Genomic DNA, 24254 nt, shown 5'->3' with positions numbered 1-24254 from the left:
TCTCCGGCCTGAGCTACCGAGAGGCCCTCCTTCACCCTCCGGCGCGGCAATGCCAGCCGTGATCTTGACCCCTGAGTCGGTTCAGCGCAGACTGATTGGCGAAGCAACTCAAAGGCAACGTTTGCCGCCTGCGGCACGACCTCCTGATGATCAGGTGGCCGTGCCGCCCTTCTGTCTTGCCATTCGAGGAGTCCCATGGACGAGAGCCCCACTCCCCAACTTCACCCGGCCCAGCATGACGAAACGCCCGGCTATACCGCCTCACTCGGCGCTCCACTGGGTTCCGTGGTGCGCCTCCGGCTGCGCACGGCACTGCCGGTCGACTCGGTCGAGCTGAAGTTCGTGCGCGTCGGCGAAATCGAGACCATCCATGCCCGTGAGGTCGCCGTGGCGCACGGCGAGGGCCGCTGGTTTGAGGCAGACCTGCCGGTGCACGACCTGAGGATCCGCTATGCGTGGCAGCTCAACCTGCCCGGCGACCACCTGAACCTCACGCGCCTGGGGCTGCACCACGTGCGGCGTGGGTTCCGCGACTGGTTCCAGTACCTCGCCGGGTACGCCGCGCCGGAATGGGCGTGGAAGGGGGTGTTCTACCAGATCTTTCCCGACCGGTTCCGCAACGGCGACCCCTCGAACGACGTGCAGACCGGTGAATACACCTACGCTGGCCGCCCTGTCGAGCAGGTACCGTGGGGGTCGCCGGTCACGCGTGAGGGCGATGTACACGCCCATTACGGCGGCGACCTGAACGGGATCACGCAGGCGCTGCCGTACCTGAGAGACCTGGGCGTGACGGGCTTATGGCTCACGCCAGTCTTCGAATCGCCGAGCAACCACCGCTACGACATCACCGACTACCGCCGGATCGACCCGCACCTGGGCGGCGAGGCCGCGTGGGACGAGCTGGTTCGATCAGCAGACGGCGCGGGCATCCGGATCGTGCTGGACGGCGTGTTCAACCACATGGGCAACGAGAACGCACTGTTCCGCGCCGCCCTGGACGACGAGGCCGCGCCTCAGCGGGCGCTGTTCACATGGCGGGACGAGCCGGGCAAACCTCCGTACCACTCGTTCTTCGACGTGCCGACCCTGCCGAAGATCGACTACCGCAACGAGTTCGCCGTGAATGAATTCCTGGCGGGCGAGGAGAGCGTGGTGCGGCACTGGCTCCGGTGCGGGGCGGCCGGATGGCGGCTGGACGTGGCGCACATGATCGGCGCGGGCGGCACCGATGCCGACAACCTGCACCTGCACCGCACCCTGAAACGCGCGGCCCGCGAGGAACGCCCGGACGCCTTCGTGTTCGGTGAGCGCTTCTTCGACCCGGAACACGCCCTTGACGGCCAGGGCGAGGACAGCTCCATGAACTACCACGGCTTCGGCCTGCCGGTCATGCAGTGGGCGTCGGGCAGCACGTACTTCCAGGAGCCCAGCCGGCTGGACAGCGCGGAACTCGTGGAGATCCTGTGGGACGCCTATCATGCGCTGCCGCCGCAGGTGGCGCTGAGCATGTTCAACCTGCTGGAATCGCACGACATCGGCCGCGCGCACTCCAGGCTGGGGAACGACCCGGCACGGTACCTGGCCGTGTTCACGCTGCTGATCGCCTACCCCGGCGTGCCGTGCATGTACTACGGCTCGGAAATCGGCCTGAGCCAGTCCCGGCCGGGAAACATGCCGTGGTGCCGGGAATCGATGCTGTGGGACGAAACGCAGTGGAACACCGAACTCCACAGTCAGGTTCAGGCGCGCGTCCGGGTGCGGAAGGACCAGCTCGCCCTTCAGCGCGGCGCCCTGTCGTTCCTGCCTGCCACGGAGGATGCAGTGGCGTTCCTGCGCGAATATACGCATGGGGATGGTCGCGTCGAGCGGGTGCTGGCCGTGGCGAGCCGCCGGGCCGGGCCGCACGAGATCACCGTGACCCTGCCGGCCGGGACGTGGCGGGACGCGATCAGCGGCACCGTGAGTCTGGGCGGTCAGGTCAGCCTGGACGCCCACGGTGGACGGCTGCTGATTCAGGATTGACGGACGCGTGCCGTACACTTGTTCCACATGGCACATGCACCAGATTCGGCACTGTACACGCACTGGGTCGCGCTGCTCGGCTGGCTGGAAGCCGAGGCGGCCACCCGCGGCCTGGAGTTCACGAAGGTCGCGGACTTTCCGGACTACATCTACCGCATGGAACGGCCGTACGACCTTCCCACCACGGTCATGAGCGTCTCGATCGGCAGTGGTGAGCAGCCCTTGCTGATTGCCGCCGCGAGCCCGCGCCACGTGGATCTCAAGGGCATCAGCCTGCGCCTGATGGGCGGCAGCAAGCACTGGCACTTGCACGCGGGCGAGGGCGGCCTGCTGGAGGGCAAGCGTCCCTTCACGCAGGCCCGCCTGGCCGCCCTGCTGGACGGCGTGCTGCGCAGCGTGGCCGTCTGACCTGAGCATCTCGAGAACTACGGCGTGCCGCCCCGATACTGGGCGGCACGCCGGTTCTGGATTCAGGCCGCCACCCGGTCAGGGCAGCAGCCGGAAGGCGATGAATCCAGCCGCAATGCCGATCAGCGTCCCGGCCAGCACTTCCAGGTAGGTGTGCCCCAACAGCACCCGCAGGGGTGTGGGCGCGAAGCCCTCGCGCACGACGGCGCGCAGTTCATCGACCAGGTCGTTCAGGAGCCGGGCCTGCTGGCCGCTGCTGTGCCTCACGCCGGTCGCGTCGTACATGACGATCAGGGCAAACACCGCACTCGCCGCAAACAATGGACTGTGCATGCCCTCCGTCAGGGCAATGCCGGTCGTGAGGGCTGCAACCATCGCGGAGTGGCTGCTGGGCATCCCACCGGTCTCCATGAACGCGGTGGGCCGCCAGCGGCGCTCGAACAGCAGGATCAACAGCACCTTGATCACCTGCGCGCCGGTCGAGGACAGCACGGCCGTCCACAACCAGCGGTTCCCCATCAGGTCAGCGAACGAGGTCACCCGACGCTCCACCGGATTGCCGCGACGCGGCCAGCACCGTGTTCATCATGAGCTGCGCCACGGTCATCGGCCCGATGCCGCCCGGCACCGGCGTGACCGCAGAGGCGACAGTGGCCACGTCCGGGTGTACATCGCCGGTCAGGTGCGCCTTGCCGTCCTCGCCGGGAACCCGGTTGATGCCGACGTCGATGACGACCGCGCCGAGCTTCACCATGTCCGGGGTGATCAGGTGTGCGCGGCCCACGGCGGCCACCAGCAGGTCGGCCTCGCGGGTCACGCGGCCCAGATCGCGGGTGCGGCTGTGTGCCACGGTGACCGTCGCGTCGGCAGCGAGCATCAGCCCGGCCAGGGGGCGGCCCACCAGCAGACTGCGGCCCACGATCACGACCCGCTGCCCAGCCACCGGGATGCCGTAGTGCGCCAGCAGCGCCATGACCCCGGCGGGCGTACATGGAGCTAGGCTGGGCCGACCCGACCACAGACGGCCCACGTTCATGGGGTGGAGGCCGTCCACGTCCTTGTCGGGGTGGATGGCCTCCAGCACCACGTCCTCACGGATGTGGGCCGGCAGCGGCAACTGCACCAGGATGCCATTCACGTCGGCGTCGGCGTTCAGGGTGGCGATCAGGGCCAGCACCTCGGCCTGGGACGTGCTCTCGGGCAGGGCATGAACCGTGCTGCGCAGGCCGGACTCGCCGGCCTTCTTTGCCTTGCCACGCACGTAGCTGACGCTGGCCGGATCGTCCCCCACCCGCACGATCACGAGGTTCGGGGGAGTGGCGAGCGTGGCCGCCTGGGCAGCAGCGGCGGCGATCAGCGCCTCGGCGGCAGGCGGGCCCGCCAGGCGGATGGCGGTGCCCGTCGTCACTCGTCGCTCCGGTCGGCCGGTGGCGCCGGGGCCGTGCTCAGGTTGCGGCTCAGGCCGGCGAGAACGCCGTTCACGAAGCGGCCCGAGTCCTCGCCACCGAACTTCCGCGCGATCCGCACGGCGCTCTCGATCACAGGGGGGTGCGGTTCCGGGCGGAACATCATCTCCAGCGTGGCCAGGCGCAGGATGTTCAGATCGGTCTGCGCCATCTGCTCGAAGCTCCAGCCGCGGATGGTGCGCTTCAGGGTGCTGTCGATCTCGTCCTGGTGCTCCAGCAGGCCGTTCATGAGCTCATTGGCGAACACCAGCGCATCGTCACTGAGGGGCACAAAGGTGTCGTCGCCGTCGCGCATGGCTCCCTCGGCACGGGTGAAGGCAGCCCGCAGGGTCTGGTCGCCCCGCTGCGCCTCGAACAGCGCGCGGAACACGAATTCGCGCGCAGCCCGGCGGGTGCCCACCGGTTTCGCGGCCCGGTCGCGGCGACGGGTCAAGAGAGTGGCCCTTTCGGCAGACACACGTTCTGCACCGTGACGTTCACGGCCTTCACGTTCAGGCCGGTCATCAGTTCGATGTTCTCCCGCACGGCCCGCTGGGCCTGCTGAGAGAGTGCCACCAAGTTCAGCCCGTAGTCGACGTTCAGGCCGACATCCACCGTCACGTCGCCGCCCTCACGGGTAACGCGCAGGGCGCGGGGGCGGCGGGCGTTCGGCTGCTGGCGCAGCACCTCACCGACCTTTAGGGTGGCGGGCGCGACGGACGCGCCCTCGATGCCGTCCAGGGTGGTGCTGGCGATGTCCAGCAGCACGTGTTTGCTGATCTCCACTTCGGGTGTTGCCATGCGTGATGCCTCCGGGCGCGGCCACTGGGCGGCGCGACACTGCCCATTAGTCTAGACGCTGGCGGCGCCGTCCGGTTCGGCCGCGTCCGGGCCGGGCACGCCCCGGTCGCGGAGCAGCGCGTCCAGGCCGGATTCATCGAGCACGGCAACCTCCAGTTCACGCGCCCGGTCGAGTTTGCTCCCCGCTTCCTCGCCGGCGATTAGGTAGGAGGTCTTACCAGTCACGCTGCCGGTCACGCGCCCACCGGCCCCTTCGAGCTGCGCCTTAATGCTGTCTCGGGGTCTGGAGAGCGTACCGGTGATCACGAAGTTCAGGCCCTTGAGCTGCTCGCCCCGCCGAACCGCCGCTTCCTGCGGGTTCAGTCCGGCGGCGCGCAGGCGGGCGATCAGGTCGCGCATGCTGGGATCGGCCAGCGCTCCTGCGACGCTCTCGGCGATGACGCCGCCCAGGCCGGGAACCGCCTCGATCTGTTCAGCCGTCGCAGCCAGCAGCGCGTCGAGGGTTCCGAAGGCGCTGGCGAGGGCCTGGGCGTTCCGTTCCCCCACGTGGTTCACCCCGAGGGCATTCACGAGCCGCCACAGCGGGCGGGTCTTGCTGGCCTCCAGTTGCGCCAGGACATTCTGGGCCTTCTTGCCGCCGCCGCGTTCCAGGGCCGAGAGCTGCTCGGCGGTCAGGTGGTAGAAATCGGCCGCGTCGCGCACGAGCTGCCCTTCCAGCAGTTGCGCGATCAGTTTCTCGCCGATGCCCCGGATGTCCATCGCGCCGCGCGCCACGAAGTACCGCAACCGCTCGAACTGCTGCGAGGGACACGCCGGGTTCGGGCAGTACGTGTTCGCGTCGCCCTCGGCCCGCACGGCCTCGTGCCCGCACTCCGGGCAGTGGGTCGGGAAGGTGTAGGCCACCGCTCCTTCCGGACGCTTCTCGGGCAGCACCCGCATGATCTGCGGAATAACTCCGCCGGACTTCCGGACGACCACGGTGTCCCCGATGTGCAGGTCGAGGTCGCGGATGAAGTCCTCGTTGTGAAGGGTGGCCCGGCTGACGGTGCTGCCCTCGATCAGCCGAGGACTCAGGTGGGCCAGCGGCGCGAGTTTGCCGGTGCGCCCCACGTTGATGGTGATGGCCTCCAGCACCGTCTCGACTTCCTCGACCGGAAATTTGTACGCGATGGCCCAGCGCGGAGCGCGGCTGGTGAAGCCGGCCTCCTCCTGTTCCCTCAGCGGGTCGAGTTTCAGCACCGTGCCGTCGGCATCGAACTCGAAGCTCTGCCGGCGGGCGATCATGCGCGCGTGATAGTCGGCAGCGGCGGCAATGCCGTGCAGGGTCTCGGTGTACGCGCTGACCGGAAAGCCCTGGGCGGCCAGCCACGCCAGGACGCCAGCCTGGGTGGTCACGGGCACGCCGTCACGCCTGCCGAGCATGTAGAAGATCGCCCTTAGGTTGCGAGAGCGCGTGACCTCTGGATCCTTCTGCCGTAGCGCTCCGGCCGCGCCGTTGCGGGGATTCTTCAGCAGCGGCGTACCGAGTTCCTCGGCCTGGGCGTTGAACGCGGCAAAATCGGCGCGGCTCATGTACACCTCGCCGCGCACCTCCAGTTCGCCCTTCAGGCCGGGGAGGGTGGTGGGAATGCCCGGCACGGTCAGCACCTGCGCGGTCACGATCTCGCCGACCCGGCCGTTGCCGCGCGTGGCGGCCCACTGCAGTTCGCCGTCCAGGTAATAGATATTCACGCTCAACCCATCGATCTTCAGCTCTCCAGTGAAGGTGAATTCGTCCGAGTCTGCGGGCAGATTCAGGGCCCGGGCCAGCTTTTCGCGCCACTCGCCCAGCTCGGCATCACCGAAGACATTGTCCAGGCTGGTCATCGGGGTGGGGTGCGTGACCGGCTGGAAGGCGACGCTGGGAGCGCCCCCAACGGCCTGTGCGGGTGTGCTGCCCGTTCCGGCCTCGTCGGCCGCCCGCTCGGCCCACTCCGGGTGGGCGGCCTCCAATGCCCTCAACTCGCGCACCAGGGCGTCGTAGTCGCTGTCGGCGATCTCCGGAGCGTCGTGTTCGTGGTACGCGCGGTTGTGCCGGGCGACCTCTTGACTGAGGGCAAGGTACCGCTCCAACGCGGGCTGATCCATGCCCTGAGCGTAGCATCAAGCTCCGTTCCGCTCCCATCAAAACGCGGTCAGGTGGGCGCACTAGCATGCACGCGGCCGAGACCCTGTCACACGTGGGCGCCCCGTTGGGTCTAGACACCTTGCGGTTTTCTTATACTCTGTGCAGGCAGACCCCCGCAGTTCATTCCTGGAGGAACCACCATGAAGAAGATCCTGACCCTGGCCCTCGCCATGACCGCCACCCTTGCCTCGGCCCAGAGCCTGCGCGTCGGCATGGCCTACGACGCCGGCGGCAAATTCGACAAGAGCTTCAACCAGAGCGCCTACGAGGGCAGCCTGCGCGCCGTGAAGAGCCTCGGCATCCAGGTCAAGGACTTCGAGCCCAGCGACCCCAGCCAGGTCATCCAGGGCATCCGCTCCTTCGCCAACGAGGGCTTCGACCTGACCATCGGCGTGGGCTTCGCCAACAACGCCAGCATCTCGCAGGTCGCCAAGGAAAACCCAGACCTGTACTTCGGTCTGGTCGATGACGTCTCCCCCGAGAAGAACGTCGCCAGCCTGACCTTCAGCGAGGAGCAGGGCTCGTACCTGGTCGGGTACCTGGCGGCCATGAACTCCAGCACCGGCGTGGTGGGCTTCGTGGGCGGCATGGACATCCCCCTGATCCACAAGTTCGAGGCCGGGTACACAGCGGGCGTGAAGGCCGCGAACCCCAGCGCGAAGGTCATCGCGCAGTACGTGGGCACCACCCCGGACGCCTGGAACAACCCTGGCAAGGCCAAGGAAATCGCGGGCAGCATGCGCTCCAAGGGCGCGGATATCATCTTCGCCGCCGCCGGGGCCAGCGGCAACGGCGTGATCGACTACGTGAAGCAGACGCAGTGCGTGAAGGCCGCAAACCTGCCCTCCGGCGTGAAGTTCATGTCCGACAACTTCGCCAAGGTGCCCAAGAGCGCCGGGTACAAGAGCGCGTGCGCCGGCAACACCCGCCCGCTGTTCTTCATCGGCGTGGACAGCAACCAGAACTACCTGGGCGACTTCGACAAGAACCCCGCCACCCTGAACCACGGCCTGACCTCCATGCTCAAGCGCGTGGACAACGCCGTGTACAGCCTGATCAGCGACGTCAAGAACAACAAGTTCAAGGGCGGCCAGAAGGTCTTCGGCCTGAAGGAAGGCGGCGTGGGCTACGCCGTCGACCAGTACAACAAGGCCCTGATCTCCAGCGCGCAGGTGCTGAAGGTCGAGGCGGCCAAGGCCAAGATCATCAGCGGCGCGATCAAGGTGCCCACCAAGTAAGTCCAGCGCTCAAGGCGGACGGCGACTCCGTGGGGTCGCCGTCCGCCGTTCCATGAAAGGTGACCCGGTAGACTCCTGGCGTGCCGAACCAAACGGATCTGGCCCTGGCCCTCATCAGGATCGCCACGGGTGGCGTGTTCATCGTGCACGGTTGGCAGAAGATCTTCGCGGCTGGACTCACGGGCGTGGCCGCGCAGTACGCGGCGGTCGGCGTGCCTCTGCCACTGCTGGTCGTGCCCGTGACGGCAACCCTGGAACTGCTGGGCGGTCTGCTGCTGCTCCTGGGCCTCGGCGCTAGAGGACTGGCCGGCGTGCTGGGCGCCTTGACCGTGGTCGTGAGCGCGTTCCGCTGGCTGCACGGCGCCCTCTCCGAGCCGGCGCTGGAAACGTCGGTGCTCCTGATGGCGGGAAGTGCCGCCATCCTGCTCGGCGGCGCCGGACGACCTAGTGTCGAGCAGTACCGGGTGAAAGCCGCCCCTCCGCAGGCTCGGCTGAAACGCGGCCGGTAGAGCCGCGCCGGTGGTCAGCGGTCGGTGCGGCCGGTTCCACCGGTGGGCAGGGGCTGGCCCAGCATGTCCACGACCCGTACCTGCGCGTATGTGCCCGGCACCCGGATCAGCGTCCACGGACTGGTGAGGGCCTGCGTGGTGATGGCACCGGGGCCGGGGGCATGCACCTGCACGCGAACGGTCAGTACGTTGTCGGCCTTGGACACGCTGAGCACCCGCACGCTGTAGCCGCCGGTGGGCCGCTGCCCGAGGAACACGCCGATGACCGTGCCTCCGGTGGGGGTTGAAGTGGCCGCACTGGTCTGCCGACCATTCACCCGAGCGAGGAGGGCGTCAATCTCGGCCTGGGTGCTGGCGATCTCCACGCCCCCCGTGGTGACGCTGGCATTCGTGCCGCTGGCAAGAACCGTGAACTCCACAGAACCTCCGGTTGTGGGGGGAGTGGTGATGGGGCTGGAACCGGCCGGTCTGGTCGGTGCACTGAGGTACAGGCCCGTACGCAGATAGCGTGCGGGAGCCGGATCGACCTTCAGGGCCGCGTCCGGCAGACTGCCCTCCGTCAGTACGGCCACGACCAATGGCCCCTGGTGAAGCAGGGCCGCTCCCAGGCTGTCGGCCTCGGCGTCGGTGAGGTTGCCCGCGCCCCGCAGCGTGGCCGTCTGACGCAGGCCCACGGTGCCGGTGGTGCCCTCCAACCGCGTCCAGCGGGTGCCGTCGGTGTAGAACGCGGCGGCCACGCTGGAATCGCGGTGCGTGACCTGGATGGTGCCCGTTCCCGTCTCAGCGGCGGAGAAGGGCGCGTTCAGGGGCTGGGAGGCGAAGCGGTAGGTGGCCTTCCCGTTGACGCTCAGTGTGCCCGGCACCAGGGCACCGTCTGGAGCACCCGCCGTCAGAACAGTGGACTGACCGTTCAGGGTCACCTGCCCCCGATCCTCTCCGGCCAGGGTTCCATACACCCAGACCACGTGTTCACGCGCTGCGCCGTACAGCAACGCCTCGTGGACATCGAGCGAACCGGAGCCGGTCGCACGGCACCCGGACAATGCGGCGGGCGCGACCAGGAGCAGCCTCTGCAAGGTGCGGTTCATCCCCCTACCCTACCGGGCCGCGCTGACTGGCAGCTGAGGATCAGGTGGAGGGAACCCCGGCAGAGCCCTGCAGCAATTCCCGCGCGTGGCTCCGGGCGGCGTCGGAGGTGTTGCCGCTGAGCATGCGGGCAATCTCGTCCAGCCGCTGGGCGTCGTCCAGGCGCTCCACGGCACTCACGGTCCGGCCGTCCTCGATGCGTTTGGTGACCAGGTAATGGTGATCGGCGCGGGCCGCGATCTGCGCGAGGTGGGTCACGACGAAGACCTGCCGCGTGCGGGCCAGCCGCCGCAACTGCTCGGCCACCGCGATGGCTGCCGACCCGCCGATCCCGGCATCCACCTCGTCGAACACCACAGCGGGCGTGTCTGCGCCGAGCACGGTACTGATGGCGAGCATCACACGCGACAGCTCCCCTCCCGAGGCGACGTCGGCCAGGGGCGCCAGGTCTTCGCCGGGGTTGGCGGTGAAGTGCAGGGTCACGTCGCTCAGGCCGTGCGCCGTGGGTTCCGGCGCCGGGTGCAGTCGGAATTCGAGCCGGGCGTGCGGCATGCCCAGCTCGCGGATGATGGCCACCAGCTGCGCGGCCAGGGGCCCGGCCTGCCCGATACGGGCCGCGTCGAGCGAGCGCCCGACAGAAAGAACGTCACCATGGAGGCGTTCCACCTCGTGATCCAGGGTGCCGGCATCCTGCTCGTCGCGGGTCAGGGCGGCGAGCTCCTGCTCGACCTGCGCGTGGAAGTCGATCACGTCTTCCAGCGTGGGCCCGTACTTCGTCCGCAGCTTCCCGAGGGCACCCAGTCGCGCCTCGACGCGGGCGAGTTCCTCCGGATCGGGGGCGTTGTCGTCGGCGACACCCCGCAGCTCACCGGCGACGGCCTGGATGCTCTCCAGGGCGGCCCGCAGCTCGTTCTGGAGGGCGGCGGTCGTGGGATCGTAGCGGGCTCCCGCGTTGAGGGAGCGCACCGCCTCGGCCAGAAAGCCCACGGCGTTCTCGTCGCCATCGGTGATCAGGTTCAGGGCTCCGGCCGCGCCCTGGGCGATGGTATCCAGGTTCGCGAGGCGACCCAGATCTGCCTGCAGGGGTTCCTCCTCTCCCGCCTGAGGGTTCACCTCCGCGATCTCATCAGCCTGGAACTGCAGCAGGTCGAGTTGCCGGGCCCGCTCACGCTGCGAGGCCCGCAGGGTCTCCAGGCGCGTCCGGGCATCCTGCCACGCCCGATAAGCCGTGGCATAGGCGGTCAGGTCGCCGGGAAGTTGCTTGTCCAGGAGCGCCCGCTGGTTTGCTGGACTCAGCAGGCTGACCGCGCTGTGCTGCCAGTGGATGGTGAGTCGCTGCTGCGCCCAGTCCTGCAACTCGCGCACGCTCACGACCTCGCCGTCCAGCCGGGCCGTGCTGCGCCCCTGGGCGTTCACCTTGCGGCTCGCGGCCTCCTCATCCCAGAAACCCGTCACGAGCAGGTGCTCCTCGCCGCTGCGGATCAGGTCGGTGTTCGACCGCGCGCCGAGCAGCAGGCCCAGCGCGTCCACGATGATGCTCTTGCCCGCACCGGTCTCGCCGGTAAACACCGTGAAGCCGCCGGTGAAGTCCAGCGTGAGATCCCGGATGGTCGCTAGGTGCCGCACTTCCAACCGGCTCAGCTGCGGCCCGGCCACCGGGGCAGGTGGAGGAGCAGCTTCGGCAGGACGTGCGGCGCGGGCCTTGCGGGTCACGCCCACGAGTGTAATGCCTGCAGGTGGTGGCGCCGGGAACCGCATTGCAATCGGGGTGCTTGCGTGCTCCGAGTTGCATGGTCAGCAGGGCCGGACGGGAGTATGAATTCTCCATTACATTGCCCCCACATTCCATGGAGGTCAGCGGACGACAATGCCCGCAAAGTCCGCCTCACAGGGCCGTCCGGCCCGCCATGGCGGCAAGGAGTGTTCCATGACCAACGATGCAACCGGCGGCGTCAGCAAGCGCAGCCTTCTTCTGCTGGGCGGCCTCGCGGCCCTGGCCCTCAACCGTGACACCCGCCGGGCCCTGGTCGGCAACACCATCCAGGCGTGGCAGGACGCCACGTCGACCCTGAACGAACAGGTGAAGCCCGCCCTGGCCCAGGCGGCCTCCCAGGCCCAGGATCTGGCAGCCGAGGCGGCGCGGCGCAGCGCGGCCGGGCTGGATACCCTCCGGGAGGAAGCGCCGGCCCGCGCCCACTCTCTGCTGGACACGGCGCGGGAAACTGCCAGTGCCCTGGCGCATTCGGCCGCGCAGACGGCCCAGGGCAGCGCCTCCAGCCTGCTGGATACGGCCCAGACCGCCAGCCAGCAGGGATCCAAACAGGCCCGCAAAGCGCTGAAGTCGGCTCGCAAGTCGGCCGCGAGCACCCTAGACGATGTCGTGAAGCCCGCCCTGGCACAGGCACAGGACACGGGCCTCGGGCTGTTCGCCGGGGTGCAGGAGCTTGTCCATGACGCGCTCAGCGAGGGAACGGATACGGTGAGCAGCAAGCGCCGCCAGCTCGAGAAAACAGTCGCCCGTGCACGCAGGGATGCCGAGAAGGAACTGCGTGCCGCCCGCAAGGAGTGGAAGCCTAAGAAACTGCAGAAGGCCGTAGATCGCAGGGTCGCCGGCGTGCAGAAAACCCTGACCCGTGAACTGGCGGTGCTGGAGAAGCAGGCCCGCCGCGCCCGCAAGGACGACCGCGGCGCCCGCCCCGGTGCGGCCCTGACCGCCGCCGTGCTGCTGGGGACCGGTGCCGTGGTGCTGGCCCGCGTGCCGGTGGCTCGCCAGGGCATCCTGAACGCAGTGGGTGGAGTCAGCCCGGAAGCGGCCGACGCCCTGCACCAGGCGGGCCGGAACGTGCGGAACATCGTGGGCTCCGTGTGGATGGAGCGGCTGGAGGAACCCAAGGCTCCGCCCGCCGCAGCCGCCGCCAGCCAAGTGGGCACGGCAGCCGGTTCCGCGCCGGATCAGCCCACCCATAAGGATGCGCCCGCCGGCGAGCCGAAGACGGACGCCAGCAAGAACTGAGCAGCCAGCACCTGTGAGATGGACGGGTCGAGAGGCCCGTCCATTTCTTTCGCCGTGCGTATGCGGAATGGTGGAATCTGGGAGGCGGCACGGCGGGCCGGAGGCACTGTCTCTCAAAGGCGGACAGACTTTGTGTGTGGGCAAGAGGTTCTTCATCAACTGGCTTAGCAGAGTAAAATTCGCTGCTGGACGTATTCAGCAGACCATGGCGGCATTCCAAGCACGGGACTTTGTGTTCAAAGTACACCGTTCCAATGGGCGCTCTGTTCCCAATGACGTGACAAACGATGGTTTGGCTGGAAGCGGTTCCGTGTGGACAATGCGTCCACGCACGCCCACCCAGCTCTGTCTGTTCCACGCATCCTGAGGAGACCCATGAGCCTGACTGCCACCACGCCTCTGACCGACCTGGGTATCGAGCACGCGACCGTTCACCTCAATCCCAGCGTGGACGAGCTGTACGCCCACGCCATCCGACTCGGCGAGGGCGTCGAGGCCGCCACCGGGCCGCTGACCGTCCGGACGAACAAGGGCGGCCGGAGTCCCAAAGACCGCTTCATCGTCAAGGACGACCTGACGCGCGACACCGTGTGGTGGGGCGGGTTCAACACGCCCACCACGCCGGACATCTTCGACCGCCTGCTGAACCGGATGACCGCCTACGCGGATGACCGGGAGCTGTTCGTCCAGCAGGTGTACGCCGGAACGGATCCCGAGCACCGGATCGCCGTGCGTATGGTGACCGAGATGGCGTACCACAGCCTGTTCGTCCACAACATGTTCGTGCGCCCCACGCCCGATGAGCTGCGAACCTTCCAGGAGGACTGGACGGTGCTGAACATCCCCTCGTTCAAGGCCGATCCGGCGCGCGACGGGGTGCGAAGCGACACGTTCATTCTGGTGAATTTCACGCGCCGCATGATCATCGCCGGCGGCACGCAGTACGCGGGCGAGAACAAGAAGGGCATCTTCAGCGTCCTGAACTTCCTGTTGCCGAAGCAGGGGGTAATGCCCATGCACTGCTCGGCGAACATCGGCCCCGCCGGTGACGTGGCGCTGTTCTTCGGGCTGAGTGGCACCGGCAAGACCACCCTGAGTGCCGACCCGACCCGGCGGCTGATCGGGGACGACGAGCACGGCTGGACGGACGATGGCATCTTCAACTTCGAGGGTGGCTGCTACGCGAAGGTGATCAACCTGAACGCCGAGGCGGAGCCTGTGATCTACCGCACCACCCGCACGCGCGGCACCGTGCTGGAGAACGTGGTGCTGGACGAACACTGCGTACCTGATCTGGCCGACGGCTCGCTGACCGAGAACACGCGCTCCGCGTACCCGATCGAGGAGGTGGCCAACCACCAGCCCGGCGGCCGGGGCGGGCACCCGAAACACGTGGTGTTCCTGACCGCCGACGCTTTCGGTGTGCTTCCACCCATCAGCCGGTTGACGCCGGAGCAGACCATGTACCAGTTCATCAGCGGGTTCACGGCGAAGATTCCCGGCACCGAGGAGGGCGTCACGGAGCCCAGTCCAACCTTCAGCACCTGCTTCGGCGCGCCCTTCATGCCCCGTCATCCGGGCGAGTACGCCCGGCTCCTGGCGCAGAAAATCCGGGCCAGCGGCGCGCAGGTGTGGCTGGTGAACACCGGCTGGACTGGCGGCATGTACGGCGTGGGTCACCGCATGAGCATCCGCCACACGCGGGCTCTGCTGGACGCTGCCCTGAACGGCCGGCTGGACGACGTGCCCTTCGAGGTCGAGCCTTACTTCAACCTCGCGATCCCCACCGAGGTGCCGGGGATACCCGCCGAGGTGCTGCGGCCCCAGCGCGCCTGGGCCGACCCGCAAGCCTACGCGCGCACCGCGCACAAACTGGCGGGACTGTTCCGCGAGAACTTCAGACGGTTCGAGGACGGCGTCGATCCGGCCGTCACCGCGTCCATGCCAACCGCAGACGCCTGAAGACGCGGTACGGGCACGGCACGCGAGGAGCGGGGGACACGTCTTCCCGCTCCTTGCCTTTGTGGTCGGGCTGACGTGGTGCTGACGCCAATACGAAAGCATTGGGGCACGACCAAGTACGAGCAGACATGGAGGCAACGATGACCGTCCTGAACCGCCCGGAACCCGCGACCCCATCCACCGACCCGCCGACCACCGCCGATGGAGAACCGCCCAGTTTCCCTACCTGCATGGTGTCCTTGCTCGCCGTGCTTGCCCTGCTGGCGTTCTGGCATCTGGCCGTGGCCGCTGGGCTGCTGCTCGTTGCGGCCTGTGTGACAATCGTGCTCGCATCGCAGCCGCCGTCATGGATCGGGGCGGATGGCCCAAACCGACCATCCGCCCCGCCGTGAATCCGCGGGCTATTCCTTGACGCCACCCGAGACGGTGCCGCCCACGAAGAACTGCTGGAAGCCGTAGAACAGCCCCACGATCGGCAGCGCGCCCAGGGTCGCCGCCGCCGCGAAAATGCCCCACTTGGTGCTGAACTGCCCGCTGGTGAACGACAGCAGCATTACGCCCACCGTCCATTTCTCCACGCCGGTCAGCAGGACGTTCGCCAATATGAACTCGGCGTAGGTGCCGATGAACTGGTTCAGGAAGATGAACACCAGGATGCCACCCGACAACGGCAGCACCACGCGCAGGAAAGTCTGCCAGCGGGTCGCGCCGTCCACCATCGCCGCTTCCTCCAGCGATTCCGGCAGGGACTCCACGTACCCCTTGAAGATCCAGGTGTTGAAGGCGATCGCGCCGCCCGAGTACGCGAGAATCAGGCCGGTGAAGGTGTTCGTGAGGCCCAGGATGACCATCAGGGTATACACGGCCACCAGCGCCAGGAACACCGGGAACATCTGGATGAAGATGAAGAACAGCAGCATCTGGAAGCGGCCGGGGAAGCGCAGCCGGGCCATGGCGTACCCGGCGGTGGTCGAGAGCAGGATGGCCAGCAGGCCGGTGAGGCCGGAGACGAACAAGGTGTTGCGTACCGAGAGGAGGAACTTGCTCTCGTTGCCCTGCCCGGTGAACTGCGCGGGCGTCATGAACAGCACGATCAATGCCACAGCCGCCACCAGCACCCGCAGGGCCCACGTCCGCGTCTGGGACAGGCCGACCGTGTCTCGACCCAGGCGGTTCATCAGGGCCAGGATCAGCACGACCGCGAGCGCGGCGCCGCCAATCACGGCCAGCATCACCTGCCAGCCGGGAATGGTCAGGCCGTCGAAAAGCTTGCCGTAGTTCTCCAGGCTGAGTACCTGCAGGTTCGGGAGCAGGCCGCTGCGGTACAGGATGTTCGGGTTGCTGAAGTCCGGGAAGGCGAACAGCGAGTTGCGCGGGTCGAAGGCGGCGAGCACCACGTAGAACAGCGGGTACACCGCCACCAGCACGACCAGGATCAGGAACAGGTGCGTGAGCTGGTCGCCGAGCACGGCGACGTAGCTGATCTTTCGCCCGGTGCGCGCCTCCCCGATCCGCTGACCGGCCAGGCTGGTGAGGGCGAGGACGCCACTGGCGACCAGCAGGAACAGCAGGAAGCGCACCCAGCCGTGGTCGATGAAGTAGATGGTGAAACTCTTGGGACGGCCCTGCATGTTGTGCGACAGGGCCAGGCCGAGCACGGTGAAGCCGATGACCAGGGCGGCCAGGACGATCCACGGCAGGGCGCGGCGCAGGGCGGTGGGCTCGTGGTGCACGTACCCGCCGGGCGGCAGGGACGGCGCGGTTTTCTGCGGAACGCTGGTCACTTGCGGGCCTCCTCAAACACGCCCGCCGCCTTGAAGTTCACGAGGCTGATGGCCAGGGTCAGGAAGAAGATGATCAGGGCAATGGCGCTGGCCAGGGCGTAATTCTGACCGCCGCTGCTGGCGAAGGCCGTGTTGTATCCCCACGACAGCAGGATGTCCGTGCTCTGCGCGGTGCTCTCGCGGCCCTCCTGGGCGGGGCCGCCCTGGGTGAGCAGGTAGATGATCCCGAAGTTGTTGAAGTTGAACGCGAAGGCCGACAGCATGATCGGCGTGAACGACGTCCTCAGCAGGGGCAGCGTGATGTTGGTGATCTGCTGCCAGCGGCTCGCGCCGTCGATGCTCGCGGCCTCATACAGATCCTCGTTGATGGTCGACAGGGCCGAGATGGTCGCCGTCATCATGTAGGGAAAGCCCAGCCACAGGTTCACGAGCAGGATGCTGACCTTGGCCCACAGCGGGTCGCCGAGCCACGGCACGGCCGCGAAGCCGAGCAGCCCCAACGACTTGTTCACGATGCCGAACTGCTGGTTCAGTAGCGCCACCCACATCTGCACGCTGATGACCGCCGGAATCGCCCACGGCAGGAACAGCAGCGTGCGGTAGACGTTCCGGCCCTTGAGGCGTTTGTTGAACAGCAGTATGCCCAGGATCAACCCGGCGAGCGTGTTCAGGATGACCGTGCCCAGGGCAAACACCACGGTCCAGACGAACACGGGCCACAGGGCGCGGGACGCACGGGCGAAGATGTCCTGGAAGTTCTTCAGGCCCACCCGCTCATATCGGTTCAGACGCGTGGCGTTCGCGACTTTCAAGGTGTCCGGAACCGGGGCCTGCAGGGTAACGGCCTTCCCGGCCACGCTCGCGACCTTGTAGCGGTAGGGGACGGCGGCGTCGGCGTCGTAGAGGATCACGGTGTCGCCTGCACAGGTGGCCGTGCGGCATTTGAGATAGGTGGCCAGCGCCTGTCCTTCGGGCACATCGGCCAGGGTCACGACGCGCCGGTCGGCGCTGAGGGTGGCGGCGGTGCGCACGCCGCTGTCCGGATTGCCGCTGTTCTCGCCGCTGTAGTTCGTAAAGGCGTAATTCACCGTCAGCACGACCGGGAGCACCGTGAACGCCAGGATGAAGACTAGGGCCGGGAACAGGTAGTACCAATTCGTGATCCATGGGAAGAGGCGGTAGGCCACGGGCATCAGCACGACCAGCGCCAGCACCACCCAGACGAGGATCAGGTAGGGCGGCGCCGAGGCCCACACCTGACTGGTGAGGCTGGAGATCAGCCAGCCGGCCAGCGCCGCGATGCCCAGCATGACCATCAGAATGCCGATGGCGATCAGCACGCCACGGGTGCCCGGCGGCGGCACCATCGGCCGGTGCGCCGCAGCGACGGGCGGTGTCATGGTCTCGATCATGGATTTCCTCCCCAATGAACTTGGTTCTTTCATCATGAATTGAAATGGACTGTTCCGCAATACCAGCGCAGCGGGTGGTTGAATACCATCTTCATGCTGGGCACATTTTCGGCGGTGCTCATGCAAGAGGACGGAATCACATGCCTGCACAGCACTCGGCATGGATTCCGTCCGTCGTCCCAGAAATACTCCAGAACGTCACGAATTGAACGCGTTTACTTGATGTTGCTGTTGATCTCGGTCACGGCCTTGTTCAGGATCGAGCCGTAATCCTGGTTGGGCTTCTGCACGCTCTGCGCGATCGCGGCGCTCCAGGGGCCCCACACCGCGCCCATGGCGGGCACGTTGGGCATGGGGGTGCCGGCCGAGATGGCCTTCCCGAAGCCCACGACGACCGGATCGGCCTTCAGCTTGGTGCGGGCGCTGAGGCTGACCGGAATGCGGCCCCCGGCAGTGTTGAACGAGACCTGCGCATCGGTGGTGGCGACGGCCTTGGCGAACTGCGCAGCCAGGGCCTTGTTCTTGCTGTAGGCGTTGATCATGGTGCCCTGTACGCCCACGAAGGGGCTCCACTTGCCGGTCGCGCCGGGAGGTGTCGGGAAGGTGGTGATGCCGTAGTCGATGCCCGCCTTCTTGATGTCGCCCATGTCCCAGGGACCGGTGAGCAGCATGGCGAGCTTGCCATCCACGAAGGCGCTCTTGGCGGCGCCGCCGTCCACCCCTTCGGGCACCAGGTTGTACTTGTATCGCAGGTCATTCAGGAAGGCGCTGGCCTTATCGGCGCCGGGGTTCGCCAGGCCGACGTCCTTGGTATTCAGGGTGCCACCGTTGTTCTTGAACACGTACCCGCCGTAGGCACTGATGATGCCGTACTGCGCGTAGGCGTTGCTCAGATCCGCGAGGTAACCGAACTTGCCGTTGCCGGTGTTCGCCTGCGCGGCCTTCAGGAAGTCCGCCCAGCTGCCGGGGGCCGTCGGGACGAGCTTCTTGTTGTAGACGACCGCGACGGATTCGGCGTACATGGGGAGGCCGAACAGCTTGCCCTGGTAGGTCATGGCGTTCACGGCCGTCTTGTCCAGGTCGGTCTTGCTGGTGATGTATTTGTCCATCGGCTCAATCACGCCGGCGGCCGCAAGGGCGCCCAGCTGGTCGTGCGGCAGGGTCAGCAGCAGATCCGGGCCCTGGCCCTTGGGAGCGCTCTGGATGAACTTGTCCTTCATCTGGTCGAGCGGCACGGTGACGATATTGATCGTGTTGCCAGTCTTTTTCTGGAAGGCGGCGGCCTGATCCTTGAGCCACGTGAGCTCCGGCCCGCCAAAGTGGGACCAGACGGTCAGGGTGGCGGCGTTGGCGCTGCTGATCAGGGCCAGGGACAGGATGGTCAGGGCTTTTTTCATGGGACTCCTTGAGACTCTGGTTGAACCGCTTCCACAGTGGGAAGCGACCGCAGCACAGCGGACGACGCTGCACGGAACTGAGCGACTGCGGCTCGATGAGGGATGCTCGGGGCCCATTATAGGCAAGCCTTCCTGACTTGACAATGATCCGGGAACCGGATTTTACCGCTATAGTCGCCGTTCTGTCACATCACATGCAATTGTGAACCGGTGGACTCGTGACCAATCACTGTCCCGGGACATACGCCCGCCTGACCGCACGGTCAGGCGGGCGTATAGTTCGCGCATGTCCGGCTCCACCCCACGTGCCAGCGCCCAGGGCCGCGCCAAACTCATCCTCTTCCTCACCATCTTCAGCGCCATGCTCGGCCTGAGCATCCTCTTTCCGATCATCGGGCCGCTCGGCCGTGAACTCGGCCTGAGTGAGACCCAGACCGCGTGGTTCTCGACCGGATACAGCCTGATGCAGTTCGTGTTCTCCCCGATCTGGGGAACGCGCAGTGAACGCCTGGGGCGCAAACCGGTGCTGCTGATGGGCCTGACAGGCTTTGCCCTGTCGTTCGGACTGTTCGGCATGCTCGCCGACCTCGGCCTGCACGGCGTCCTGACCGGCGTCCCCCTATTCGTCCTGCTCGTGGCCGCCCGCGTGCTGGGCGGCATGCTGTCTAGCGCCACCCTGCCCACGGCACAGGCCATGATGGCCGATCTGAGCGCCGCCGGGGATCGTGCCGCCGGCATGGGCCTGATCGGGGCCGCCTTTGGGCTGGGCGTGGTCTTCGGGCCGGGTCTGGGCGCCCTGCTGAGCGGACTCGGCCTGACCGCCCCTGTGTACTTCAGCGCCGGACTGGGGCTGCTCACGGCCCTGGTGGCCGCCCGCGTGCTGCCCGAGACGAGGCTGGCCGAGCAGGACAGAAGTGTCGGTGCCGACCGCCGCACCCTGCTCGCCCGCCCCGGTATCGGACTGTTCCTCGCACTGAGCGCCGTCACGACCCTGGCCTCGGTGGGCATGGAGCAGACCATCGGATTCTTCGTCCAGGACACCCTGCACCTCACTCCGGCGGGAGCGGCGCGGGCGGTGGGCGGCATGCTTGCTGTGTTCGGTGTGGTGGCGGCTCTGGTGCAGGGCGGCGCGATCCGGCCCCTGGCGAAGAAGGTGCCGCCCACGCCGCTCCTCGCCCTGGGGCTGCTGGTCATGGGAACCGGCATGCTGCTGCTGGCCGGTATGGGCGCGTTCTGGCCGATCACCCTGGCCCTGGCCGTGATCGGGGTGGGCAGCGCCATCCTGAGCCCCAGCCTGAGCGCCGCCCTCAGCCTCAGCGTGGGTACGGACGAGCAGGGGACGGTCGCCGGACTGAATTCCAGTGCGCTGGCCCTGGGCCGGATGACCGGTCCGCTGATCGGCACGGGCCTGTACCAGCATGTGGGCCACAGCGCGCCGTACCTGCTGAGCGGCAGCGTGCTGGGCGCCGCGCTGGTGTGGACGCTGGTGGCACGGCCGAAAGTGACGCTGCCTGAGCCCGTCCCGGTGCGCTGATTCGGGCGATTCCACGGCGGTGGTGGTCGGCAAGGCGCCTCCCTGGAAGGACGGCATGCCTGCTGGCCCGCCCCGCAGCCCGTATGCTGCGCCGATGACCCGCCCCTCCCCCACCGGTCGCCGCCCGGTTCCTCCCAATCCCGCCCGCGAACTCGGCGTGCGCGTCCTGATGCGCGTCATGGCCGGTGACTCGTTCGCTGCGCCTGCGCTGGACGCCGCGCTTCACGCTGCGCACCTGCCGGCCCGCGATGCCGGGCTGGCCACCCACCTCGTCTACGGCACGCTGCGGCACCACTCCAGTCTGCGCGCGGCCCTGACGCCCATGCTGGACGCCGGCACCCACCCTAAAGTGTGGACGCTGCTCATGTGTGGCACCTTCGAGAAGCTGTACCTCGATACGCCCGCCCACGCGGTCGTCAGCGAATACGTGAACCTGGCCAGGGAGGCCCGCCTGGCCCCGCCGGGACTGGTGAACGCTGTGCTGCGCCGCGTGGAGGCCGCGCCGGACGCTCCGGCCTCCGAGCTGCCGGACTGGCTTGCATCGGTCTACAGGACGGCGTACGGGCCACAGGCTGATGCCGTGATGGCCAGTCTGCTCGAGCCACAACCGCTGTGGCTGAGCCTGTCCGACGCCGGCGTGGCCACGCTGGAGGTCGAGGGCAGCCTGGTCACGCCGGGCGTTCAGGGAGCCGACCGGGTTGAGCTGGGTCGGCCCCTGCGGGAGACCGAGGCCTACCGCACCGGACAGGCCCAGCCGATCAACCCGGCCAGTCTGGCGTGCGTCGCCGCCCTGGGGCCGGTCGATGGGCAGCTGGTGCTTGATCTGGCGGGTGGAGCGGGCATCAAGGCGGCCATGCTCGCGGCGCGCGGCGCCCAGGTCACGAGTGTGGACATCCAGCCCGGCCGACACGCGGCCGCGCGGCGCAACCTGAAGCGGCTTGGTCTGGCCGCCACATTCATCACGCACGACCTCACGCAGCCGCTAGACACAGAACCGGCCCCTCTGGTGCTGCTGGACGCGCCCTGCACCGGCACCGGCACGCTGCGCAGCCACCCGGAGATCAAGCTCCGCCTCACGCCGGACGGGGTCGAGCAGGCCGCGATTCTCCAGGCCCGGATGCTGCGGTCGGCGGCGGAACTCGTCGCGGCGGGAGGCACCCTGGTCTATTCGGTGTGCTCTGTGACCCCGCAGGAAGGGCCGGACGTGGTCACGACCTTCCTCGGCGAGCACCCAGAGTTTCAGGCGGTGGACGTACCCGCCCTGGAGGTGCCGCACGTTTCCGCTGGGCCAGGGGTGCTGACCGTGCCTCTGGACGGCATCGACGGCTTCTTCATCGCAAGGCTCCAGAAGCGCTGAGAACGCGCCTATACGGAACTTGCGCGATTCCAAGACCTGCCGTGAACAGATCGGCATGCCTTACTACCGCTCCAGTTCCACAGGTTGTTCACACGCGCTCTGATCGGGTTCGTCTTCGACCCACTCGAATTCCGTATTACAGCCCGAGGGCGGCGTCCAGCGCAATCTCGATCATCGCGTTGAAGGTCACCTGCCGCTCCTCGGCGGTCGTTTCCTCCTTGGTCACAAGGTGGTCGCTGATGGTCAGCACCGTCAGCGCCTTCACACCGTGCTTGGCGGCCAGGGTGTACAGCCCGGCCGCTTCCATCTCCACCGCCAGTACGCCGTACTCGGCCCAGAGTTTGTACTGGTCGAACTCGTCGTGGTAGAAGGTGTCGCTGCTCATGATGTTGCCCACGTGCGTGGTGTGCCCGCGCTGCTGCGCAATCGCATGGGCGCGCTGCAGCAGCCCGAAATCTGCGATGGGCGCGAAGTTCTTCGCCCCGAAACGGATGTTGTTGATATTGCTGTCCGTACAGGCCGCCTGCGCGAGCACGATGTCGCGCACGCGCACGTGTTCCTGATAGCTGCCTGCCGTGCCCACCCGGATCAGGTTCTGGCAGCCGTAGCCGGTGATGAGTTCGTTCACGTAGATCATCGAGGACGCGATGCCCATGCCCGTGCCCTGGACGCTCACGCGCTGGCCCCGGTAGGTGCCGGTGTAGCCGTTCATGCCGCGCACGGTGTTGTGCAGCACCGGATTCTCGAAGAAGGTCTCGGCTATGTGCCGGGCACGCAGGGGATCGCCCGGCAGCAGGACGGTCTCGGCAATCTGGCCGGGTTCGGCGTTCAGGTGAATGCTCATCGCGAACAGGCTAGCAGGGGCCCAGCCCTCAGCGTTCGGCGAGCACCTGCGCCACCATCTCCAGAAAGACGTCCGGCTGCTCGGTCTGCCCCTGCGCCAGGGTGGGCTTCCCGCCACCCTTGCCGCCGGTGCGGGTCAGGACCGAACGCAGCAGCGCCCCGGCGTCCTCGTCCGGATGCCCGGTGGCGATGCCACAGCGGCCCGTAGGCGTGACGGCGGCCACGACCGTGCCGGTGTCTACCAGCATCAGCAGTTCGGTCAGAAGAGCGGGATCGTCGAGGGCATGAAGCTGAAGGCTCCGGGAGCCAACTTCGCGGCAGGGAACCGTGTCCAAGAGGGTTCTGGCCAGAACCTTGCGCGTGGCCGACAGGGTATCGGACGTTACCCGCAGGTCTTCACACAGCGCATCCACCCGCTCGGCCAGGCGGGCGACGGGGACGCTGAATGTCTGCGCGAGGGCACGGGCGTCGCGGTACACGCCGCTGAGGTACTCTGCCGCCTCCTCTCCCGCCATGAACACCACGCGGGTCAGGCCGCCCTTGATGCGCTCGGTACGCAGGACGACCACAGGCGAGGCGAGACTGGCGCGGGGCACGTGGGTACCACCGCAGGCACTGACGTCGAACGGGGCGCCGAAAGCGTCCTCGAAGATCACGAGGCGCACCTCGCCGCGCACTTTCGTGGTGCGCCGCAGCGGGTACTCGTGGAGGTCGTGTTCGGCCACGACCGGCGTGCGGAGGAGCAGGTCCGTCCGGCCCAGCGTCTCACGCAGCAGGGATTCGGCGGCGCGCACGTCGGCCTCGGTGGGCTCGCCGCGCAGATCGAGGGTGCATTCCGGCGAGGTCATGCTCACCGCCTCGACCGCGAACGCCGGATTCACGCGCGCGAAGGCCTGGGCGAGCAGGTGCTCGCCGGAATGCCGCTGCGTGTGCCGCCAGCGGGGGCCCGGATCCACCTCACCGCTCACGGGAGTGCCCACTTCGGGAACCGCGCCGGTCAGGTCATGCCAGATGTGGCCCATGGCCTTGTCCTTGCGCGTCGCGGTGACGGTCGCCTCTCCCCCACTCCACCGCAGGAGGCCCGTATCGCCCGACTGGCCCCCGCCCTCGGGATAGAAGGCCGTGGCATCCAGCAGGGCGCGGGAACCGTCCACCGCCGTGACCGTGGCGGTGAAGTCGAGGCGGGGCGGCAGGTCGTGGTACAGGGCGCGGGTCATGACCGGCAGGGTAAGGCCTGCGGCCCGGCGACGATGGCACGGCGGCCAGTACACTC

21 protein-coding genes are annotated in these 24254 nt (G+C 67.7%); 9 read left to right on the top strand and 12 right to left on the bottom strand.

Translation table 11 applies throughout. The features are described from left to right. Nucleotides 1–195 precede the first annotated feature (195 nt). A complete protein-coding gene (locus E7T09_RS03390) occupies nt 196–2025 on the top strand; it encodes an alpha-amylase family glycosyl hydrolase (RefSeq protein WP_136387705.1) in 1830 nt (609 codons plus the stop codon). A 27-nt stretch (nt 2026–2052) separates the two neighbouring features. After that, nucleotides 2053–2433, top strand: coding sequence for an NADH-quinone oxidoreductase subunit 15 (locus E7T09_RS03385; RefSeq protein WP_136387704.1), 381 nt, complete (start codon nt 2053–2055; stop codon nt 2431–2433). Between the two features lie 78 nt (nt 2434–2511). Here E7T09_RS03385 and E7T09_RS03380 read toward each other — a convergent pair whose 3' ends face one another. The 5 genes from E7T09_RS03380 to ligA are packed head-to-tail and all read right to left on the bottom strand — an operon-like array spanning nt 2512 to nt 6806. After that, nucleotides 2512–2952, bottom strand: coding sequence for a divergent PAP2 family protein (locus E7T09_RS03380; RefSeq protein ID WP_168734736.1), 441 nt, complete (start codon nt 2950–2952; stop codon nt 2512–2514). 4 nt (nt 2953–2956) lie between these two features. Continuing rightward, nucleotides 2957–3841, bottom strand: a complete 885-nt coding sequence (folD, locus tag E7T09_RS03375) for a bifunctional methylenetetrahydrofolate dehydrogenase/methenyltetrahydrofolate cyclohydrolase FolD (RefSeq protein ID WP_136387702.1) — start codon at nt 3839–3841, stop codon at nt 2957–2959. Beyond that, nucleotides 3838–4332: a transcription antitermination factor NusB gene (gene nusB, locus E7T09_RS03370; protein WP_136387701.1), complete on the bottom strand. Its 495-nt coding sequence runs from the start codon at nt 4330–4332 to the stop codon at nt 3838–3840. The genes folD and nusB overlap by 4 nt, the downstream gene beginning before the upstream one ends. Next, on the bottom strand, nt 4329–4679 hold the full coding sequence (locus E7T09_RS03365; protein WP_136387700.1) for an Asp23/Gls24 family envelope stress response protein: 351 nt from the start codon (nt 4677–4679) through the stop codon (nt 4329–4331). Before E7T09_RS03365 ends, nusB begins: the two co-directional genes overlap by 4 nt. 51 nt (nt 4680–4730) lie before the next feature. After that, nucleotides 4731–6806: an NAD-dependent DNA ligase LigA gene (gene ligA, locus E7T09_RS03360; RefSeq protein WP_136387699.1), complete on the bottom strand. Its 2076-nt coding sequence runs from the start codon at nt 6804–6806 to the stop codon at nt 4731–4733. Between the two features lie 180 nt (nt 6807–6986). Between ligA and E7T09_RS03355 the strand changes: the two genes are divergently transcribed. After that, nucleotides 6987–8084, top strand: a complete 1098-nt coding sequence (locus tag E7T09_RS03355) for a BMP family protein (protein WP_136387698.1) — start codon at nt 6987–6989, stop codon at nt 8082–8084. A gap of 80 nt (nt 8085–8164) precedes the next feature. Beyond that, a complete protein-coding gene (locus tag E7T09_RS03350; RefSeq protein WP_136387697.1) occupies nt 8165–8593 on the top strand; it encodes a DoxX family membrane protein in 429 nt (142 codons plus the stop codon). Between the two features lie 14 nt (nt 8594–8607). Here the strand turns inward: E7T09_RS03350 and E7T09_RS03345 are convergent, their stop codons facing one another. Continuing rightward, nucleotides 8608–9681 carry a protease complex subunit PrcB family protein gene (locus E7T09_RS03345; protein WP_136387696.1) on the bottom strand — a complete coding sequence of 358 codons (1074 nt, stop codon included), beginning with the start codon at nt 9679–9681 and terminating at the stop codon, nt 8608–8610. Between the two features lie 40 nt (nt 9682–9721). Continuing rightward, nucleotides 9722–11392, bottom strand: a complete 1671-nt coding sequence (locus E7T09_RS03340; protein WP_240741592.1) for a DNA repair protein RecN — start codon at nt 11390–11392, stop codon at nt 9722–9724. 214 nt (nt 11393–11606) lie between these two features. Here E7T09_RS03340 and E7T09_RS03335 point away from each other — a divergent pair, with 214 nt between their 5' ends. The 3 genes from E7T09_RS03335 (at nt 11607) to E7T09_RS03325 (ending at nt 15046) form a co-directional block, all read left to right on the top strand. Further along, on the top strand, nt 11607–12692 hold the full coding sequence (locus E7T09_RS03335; protein ID WP_136387694.1) for a hypothetical protein: 1086 nt from the start codon (nt 11607–11609) through the stop codon (nt 12690–12692). A gap of 375 nt (nt 12693–13067) precedes the next feature. Next, complete coding sequence (pckA, locus tag E7T09_RS03330) at nt 13068–14654, top strand: phosphoenolpyruvate carboxykinase (ATP) (RefSeq protein WP_136387693.1); 1587 nt, start codon at nt 13068–13070, stop codon at nt 14652–14654. Between the two features lie 140 nt (nt 14655–14794). After that, nucleotides 14795–15046 carry a hypothetical protein gene (locus tag E7T09_RS03325; RefSeq protein ID WP_136387692.1) on the top strand — a complete coding sequence of 84 codons (252 nt, stop codon included), beginning with the start codon at nt 14795–14797 and terminating at the stop codon, nt 15044–15046. 9 nt (nt 15047–15055) lie between these two features. Here the strand turns inward: E7T09_RS03325 and E7T09_RS03320 are convergent, their stop codons facing one another. From E7T09_RS03320 to E7T09_RS03310, 3 genes are all read right to left on the bottom strand, one after another. Further along, nucleotides 15056–16438, bottom strand: a complete 1383-nt coding sequence (locus E7T09_RS03320) for a sugar ABC transporter permease (RefSeq protein WP_136387691.1) — start codon at nt 16436–16438, stop codon at nt 15056–15058. Then, nucleotides 16435–17850 (bottom strand): ABC transporter permease subunit, encoded by a 1416-nt coding sequence (locus tag E7T09_RS03315; protein ID WP_370293665.1) that lies wholly within the window; start codon nt 17848–17850, stop codon nt 16435–16437. Before E7T09_RS03315 ends, E7T09_RS03320 begins: the two co-directional genes overlap by 4 nt. A 215-nt stretch (nt 17851–18065) precedes the next feature. Continuing rightward, nucleotides 18066–19247, bottom strand: coding sequence for a maltose ABC transporter substrate-binding protein (locus E7T09_RS03310; RefSeq protein ID WP_136387690.1), 1182 nt, complete (start codon nt 19245–19247; stop codon nt 18066–18068). A gap of 286 nt (nt 19248–19533) precedes the next feature. On the opposite strand from E7T09_RS03310, the gene E7T09_RS03305 reads away from it, so the two are divergent. After that, complete coding sequence (locus E7T09_RS03305) at nt 19534–20781, top strand: MFS transporter (protein WP_136387689.1); 1248 nt, start codon at nt 19534–19536, stop codon at nt 20779–20781. Between the two features lie 94 nt (nt 20782–20875). After that, nucleotides 20876–22138 carry an RsmB/NOP family class I SAM-dependent RNA methyltransferase gene (locus tag E7T09_RS03300; RefSeq protein WP_136387688.1) on the top strand — a complete coding sequence of 421 codons (1263 nt, stop codon included), beginning with the start codon at nt 20876–20878 and terminating at the stop codon, nt 22136–22138. A 136-nt stretch (nt 22139–22274) separates the two neighbouring features. Here the strand turns inward: E7T09_RS03300 and deoD are convergent, their stop codons facing one another. Both deoD and E7T09_RS03290 read right to left on the bottom strand, forming a co-directional pair. Continuing rightward, the gene (deoD, locus tag E7T09_RS03295) at nt 22275–22982 is read right to left on the bottom strand and encodes a purine-nucleoside phosphorylase (protein ID WP_168734672.1); all 708 of its coding nucleotides are present in this window, start codon (nt 22980–22982) and stop codon (nt 22275–22277) included. 28 nt (nt 22983–23010) lie between these two features. After that, the gene (locus tag E7T09_RS03290) at nt 23011–24198 is read right to left on the bottom strand and encodes an alanyl-tRNA editing protein (protein ID WP_136387686.1); all 1188 of its coding nucleotides are present in this window, start codon (nt 24196–24198) and stop codon (nt 23011–23013) included. Nucleotides 24199–24254: the final 56 nt, after the last annotated feature.

Origin of the sequence: Deinococcus sp. KSM4-11, assembly GCF_004801415.1 — a bacterium.
Classification (GTDB): domain Bacteria; phylum Deinococcota; class Deinococci; order Deinococcales; family Deinococcaceae; genus Deinococcus.
This window is presented reverse-complemented; position numbering and strand designations above follow the sequence as displayed.

Coding starts and splice junctions, on each gene's coding strand:
- E7T09_RS03390 (WP_136387705.1), top strand. CDS start 196: ATGGACGAGAGCCCCACTCCCCAACTTCACCCGGCCCAGCATGACGAA.
- E7T09_RS03385 (WP_136387704.1), top strand. CDS start 2,053: ATGGCACATGCACCAGATTCGGCACTGTACACGCACTGGGTCGCGCTG.
- E7T09_RS03380 (WP_168734736.1), bottom strand. CDS start 2,952: ATGGGGAACCGCTGGTTGTGGACGGCCGTGCTGTCCTCGACCGGCGCG.
- E7T09_RS03365 (WP_136387700.1), bottom strand. CDS start 4,679: ATGGCAACACCCGAAGTGGAGATCAGCAAACACGTGCTGCTGGACATC.
- ligA (WP_136387699.1), bottom strand. CDS start 6,806: ATGGATCAGCCCGCGTTGGAGCGGTACCTTGCCCTCAGTCAAGAGGTC.
- E7T09_RS03355 (WP_136387698.1), top strand. CDS start 6,987: ATGAAGAAGATCCTGACCCTGGCCCTCGCCATGACCGCCACCCTTGCC.
- E7T09_RS03345 (WP_136387696.1), bottom strand. CDS start 9,681: ATGAACCGCACCTTGCAGAGGCTGCTCCTGGTCGCGCCCGCCGCATTG.
- E7T09_RS03335 (WP_136387694.1), top strand. CDS start 11,607: ATGACCAACGATGCAACCGGCGGCGTCAGCAAGCGCAGCCTTCTTCTG.
- pckA (WP_136387693.1), top strand. CDS start 13,068: ATGAGCCTGACTGCCACCACGCCTCTGACCGACCTGGGTATCGAGCAC.
- E7T09_RS03325 (WP_136387692.1), top strand. CDS start 14,795: ATGACCGTCCTGAACCGCCCGGAACCCGCGACCCCATCCACCGACCCG.
- E7T09_RS03315 (WP_370293665.1), bottom strand. CDS start 17,850: ATGATCGAGACCATGACACCGCCCGTCGCTGCGGCGCACCGGCCGATG.
- E7T09_RS03310 (WP_136387690.1), bottom strand. CDS start 19,247: ATGAAAAAAGCCCTGACCATCCTGTCCCTGGCCCTGATCAGCAGCGCC.
- E7T09_RS03305 (WP_136387689.1), top strand. CDS start 19,534: ATGTCCGGCTCCACCCCACGTGCCAGCGCCCAGGGCCGCGCCAAACTC.
- E7T09_RS03300 (WP_136387688.1), top strand. CDS start 20,876: ATGACCCGCCCCTCCCCCACCGGTCGCCGCCCGGTTCCTCCCAATCCC.
- deoD (WP_168734672.1), bottom strand. CDS start 22,982: ATGAGCATTCACCTGAACGCCGAACCCGGCCAGATTGCCGAGACCGTC.
- E7T09_RS03290 (WP_136387686.1), bottom strand. CDS start 24,198: ATGACCCGCGCCCTGTACCACGACCTGCCGCCCCGCCTCGACTTCACC.